We start from the raw sequence: 4,017 nt of genomic DNA, 5'->3' as shown, positions 1-4,017 counted from the left end.
TTCCTGCAGGTAGAACTGATCAGCGGTGAGGTCGACGTCGCGGCCGTCGGGTAACCGATTCCAATAGTGGTAGCCGACCTTGGCGTCTCTGGCGACGACTTCACCGAGGATCAGTTCTCCGCCGAGCAGGTCCTGAATGATCAGTGCGGTCGCTCCGCATTGACCACGGGCTGCGTTGTCTGGATGCCAGTCCTGCACATATGCGCGTCGCAGGTATCCGCTCCCCAGCCGGCCCGCAGTATCGGCTGCAGCAATTCCAGGCTAATCAAGAGCGGGTCTGTTCACTTGTCGCGTTCTCCGGACGTCACCCATGCAGAGTGAGCCCTCGACCGGGTCGAGGGTCAAGTAAACCTCGGGCCACGGCTTTCCCGGTTGGCCGAAGAGCGCCACCGCCGGGCGTACTCAACTGCCGCGATCCGAGTGTTACGGATTGTGACCGCTTGCGTCCGGAGGGACGTCTGGATGTCGATGAGCGGGGGTGGCCATGGTGGCCCGGGCCTGCCAATCTTTTTTCGCTGCTGTTTGGATGGTGGTAACCGAGGCGGCCCACTCGGCTGAACCAATGCGGTGCCCGTCGGCGCGCCCCGACACCAGGACCACGGTGGCGATGAAGCGTGCAGCCTGCCGATGGTGGGCAGGTGCACTGACGCGTCGCTCGGTGTAGAGGGCAGCCGGGCCGCCCTGACCCGGAGGACCGGGCTGTCCGTCGCGGACGCCCGGTCCCCGGAAGGCTCCCGGTATTCAGGGGAGCAGGCCTAGCTGTACTGCCCAGGGACGTTGGTCAACCTGGTGACGGGTGGTTTGCCGCCGGTTGCAGTGTGGGGGCGGTGGTGATTGTAGTGATGCAGCCAGGCGGGCAGGGCCTTGCGTCGGGCGGCTTCGGATGAGTAGAACCGGCCGAAGGCCCAGCAGTCGGTCAGGGTTCGGTGGAAGCGTTCGACCTTGCCGTTGGTTTGTGGGCGGTAGGGCGGGTCTTCTTCGGGGTGACGCCTAGTTCGGCGCAGGCGTCGCGCCAGGCGTAGGACCTGTAGGCGGCGCCGTTGTCGGTGAGCACTCGGTGCACGGTGACGCCTCGGTCGGTGAACCAGGCGACGGCTCGGCGTAGCACGGCGATGGCGGTGGCGGCTTTCTCGTCGTCGCAGATTTCGGCGTAGGCGACCCGGGAGTGATCATCGACGACGGTGTGCACGAACGCGGTCCCGACCTGTGGTTGCCATAGGCCGTTGCGGGCACCGGTGCGGCGGGCGGTGGCCTCCCGGTGGCGTTTGCCCTGGGCACGGCCGACGTAGCGCCAGCCGCCCCCGTCGGGAATCTGGCCTAGCTTCTTGAGTGCAGCATGTCGCCGGGCTGGTCGTGTTCGTAGCGGCGCACCGGTTCACCAGTGCGCCGGTCGATGTGAGACAGGCGGTTCACCCGGCAGCGAGTCAGCACCGCATGCACCGTCGAGGCGGGCATACCGAGGCGGCCGGCGATCTGCACCGGCCCCAAGCGGTGCTTCCACCTCAGATACACGACCTTGCGGACCACTGGCTGCGGGGTGCGGTTCGGGCTGCGATGCGGCCGCGATGACCGGTCTGCCATCCCGTCGGCACCCAGCTCGGCATAGCGCAGCGCCCACCGCTTCGCGGTCGGCCAGGACACGTCATAGCGTTCCGCGGCACGGGCCACCGGCCACCCCTGATCAACGATCAGACGCGCGAGGCGAAGACGTGCACGAGGAGTCAAAGCGGCGTTAGCGTGGGACACGAAGGCCTCCTGGTTGCCGGAGCGGTTCCTAGACAGCTCCACTCCACAACCGGAGGCCTTCGTCATCACGTCTATCTACGTCGTGTCGTCACACGACCTCAACCAACCTGCCTGGGCAGTACACCTAGCGCTCGAAGTGTTGCCTGTCCTCGGACGCCATCGGGATGACCTTCTCCTGTTGTCAGGCGCTCCGACGCCTCGTCGGCGGCGAGGAGTCGTCCCCGGTACTACTTAATGAACGCCCCGGCGTACGGGCGGTCCTGGTCGTGGATCGTGAGCTGTGCCAGAGCAAACACGGTCATCGCGGCATGTCGCCAGCCGGTGATCGTCCGCTCGGTGGCGCTGTTTCGTTGTCGGTGACGGTGGCGGCTGAACTCGCTACTGCGCCGTTGAGCTGATCGGCCGTCAGGCAGGTGTCGCCCCCAGCAGGACCGCCGAGGCGTACACGTCGACGAGGCCGGTTCCCTTGTCGACTGCGGTGGTGTAGGGCCCGACGGTCTGGTAGGCCGCGCCGTCCGTGAACTTGTACGCCGTGGCCTTGAGCGCGTCCTCGACCTGGGCCGGGGTCGCGTTCGGTGCGACCTGGAACAGCTGGGTGACGATGCCCACGACATGCGGGGTTGCCATCGAGGTACCGCTGATCGTGTTGAACGTGCCGAGGTCCAGGGGCCCGGGGCCGTTGTGCGGGTCCAGACCGGTCGAGCAGATCAGCAGGTATGGCCGGCAGGCCGAGGTGATGTTCGATCCGGGTGCCGAGACGTCCGGGTAGGTCTCCGGGTGTCCCGCCGCCCCGCGGCTGGAGAACGTCGACACGCTACCGTCGCGGGTGCCGGTGCCATGGTCGTCGTAGGAGGCGACCATGAGGATGCCCGGAGTGGGGTCCTGACCCGGAGGGTTGGTGGCGATGTTGTCCGGGCCGTCGTTGCCGGCCGCCCAGACGGTGACGACACCCTCGGCGGCCAGCGCCCGTTGCAACTTGGTGGTCGCCGAGTTCGGATCGAACGCCCCACCGCCACTGGGGCCGTACGAGTTGTTGCTCACCTTGATCGGTGGGCAGCCCGCGCACGGGTTCAGGTGATGGTCGAGCACCCAGTTCAGCGCGCTGTCCGCACCGAAGATGCTCAGTCCCGCGCCGACCGACAGGCTGATCAGCGTGGCGTCAGGGGCAGCGCCGTGCAGCCGGGTGCCGTCGGTGAGCGTCGTGTCCCGCCCGGCGACGATCCCCGCGACGTGCGTGCCGTGCCCGCCGGCCGACAGCGTGTCGGTGTCGTTGGCCGCGCTCAGGTCGAGGAAGCACGAGTCGTTGGGTAGCGGGAGCGGCAGACCCAGGTCGGTGAGCGGGCCGCAGATGTTCTTCAGATTGAGCTTCACTGCGCTGGTACCGTCCGCGTTGCGGAAGAACGGGTGCGTGCCGTCCACGCCCGTGTCGATGATCGCCGCCGACACACCGCGGCCGTCGACCGGCCGTCCCTGTCCGTCGCGCAGCTCAGCGCGCGCCTGCTCGCCTCGGGTAGCGACGTTCGAGGTCGACAGGTATGGCCGTAGCGGCTGGTCACCTTCGACGTAGGTGACACCGGCATGACCGCGAACGGCCACGATCTGCTCGGCGGTGCCGCGCGCAACCGCGATGCCGATCTTGTTCCAGGTTGTGATGAGTTTGAGGCCGGTGTCGGCGGCCGCCTGCCGGGCGGCACCGATGCTCGTACCGTGCACAAACACCGGGATCGTGCCGGAGGCTGTCGTCAGCGTCCGCGCCAGGGAACTGGATATCGGGGCGAGTGGGTTGCTCGCCTGCGCCGGCGCGACCGGCGCGACGAGCGCGGCGGCAAGGACGCCGGCGATCAGGGGAGGGGTGGTTCGAAGCATGAGGGGACTCCTCTGGGAGCGTGTGTGACGCCTATCTATGTCCTACATCGGCGATCACCAAACTTTCGCAACACGGGTACGTCCTAAGGGCGCGAGTGCGTACGGAGGCACCCGCTCGCACTGCAGCCGTCAGGGGTGCCGATCCACGCACATCCATTGATGATCGTCGCACTGCCCACTTTCAACTGGCGGTGATGTTGCGGGTAACGCAAGCCGATCGGTGAGCGTAGTCGTGGTCTTGCACGACCTGGAATGTCCGACGTCCGGATCTCATGGGTTCTGTCGGGTCGGTTCTTGGAGCAGACTCGGCGTCGGTAGCGGCTGGCGGGTCAGCACTCTCCGGATCTGACCCGTGCGAGGTCTTGCGGCAGACCGTGCGCCCGCTGGTCGTGAGGAGATGCATCA

General features: G+C 67.1%; 2 protein-coding genes and 1 pseudogene. All 3 read right to left on the bottom strand.

The genetic code is table 11. The annotated features are described in order from the left end of the window. Positions 1-198, bottom strand: a 198-nt coding sequence (locus ACWD5O_RS36955) for a YunG family protein (protein WP_450088155.1), incomplete at its 3' end; no start/stop codon positions are given. A gap of 557 nt (positions 199-755) precedes the next feature. Continuing rightward, positions 756-1,746 (bottom strand): annotated as a pseudogene (locus ACWD5O_RS36950) (IS481 family transposase). Between the two features lie 405 nt (positions 1,747-2,151). Further along, positions 2,152-3,612, bottom strand: coding sequence for a S8 family serine peptidase (locus ACWD5O_RS36945; RefSeq protein ID WP_450088154.1), 1,461 nt, complete (start codon positions 3,610-3,612; stop codon positions 2,152-2,154). Positions 3,613-4,017: the final 405 nt, after the last annotated feature.

The sequence above is a fragment of the Micromonospora sp. NPDC005161 genome, assembly GCF_053599855.1.
This window is presented reverse-complemented; position numbering and strand designations above follow the sequence as displayed.

Bases quoted from the DNA above. Each gene is read 5' to 3' on its own strand.
- ACWD5O_RS36945 (WP_450088154.1), bottom strand. From the start codon at position 3,612: ATGCTTCGAACCACCCCTCCCCTGATCGCCGGCGTCCTTGCCGCCGCG.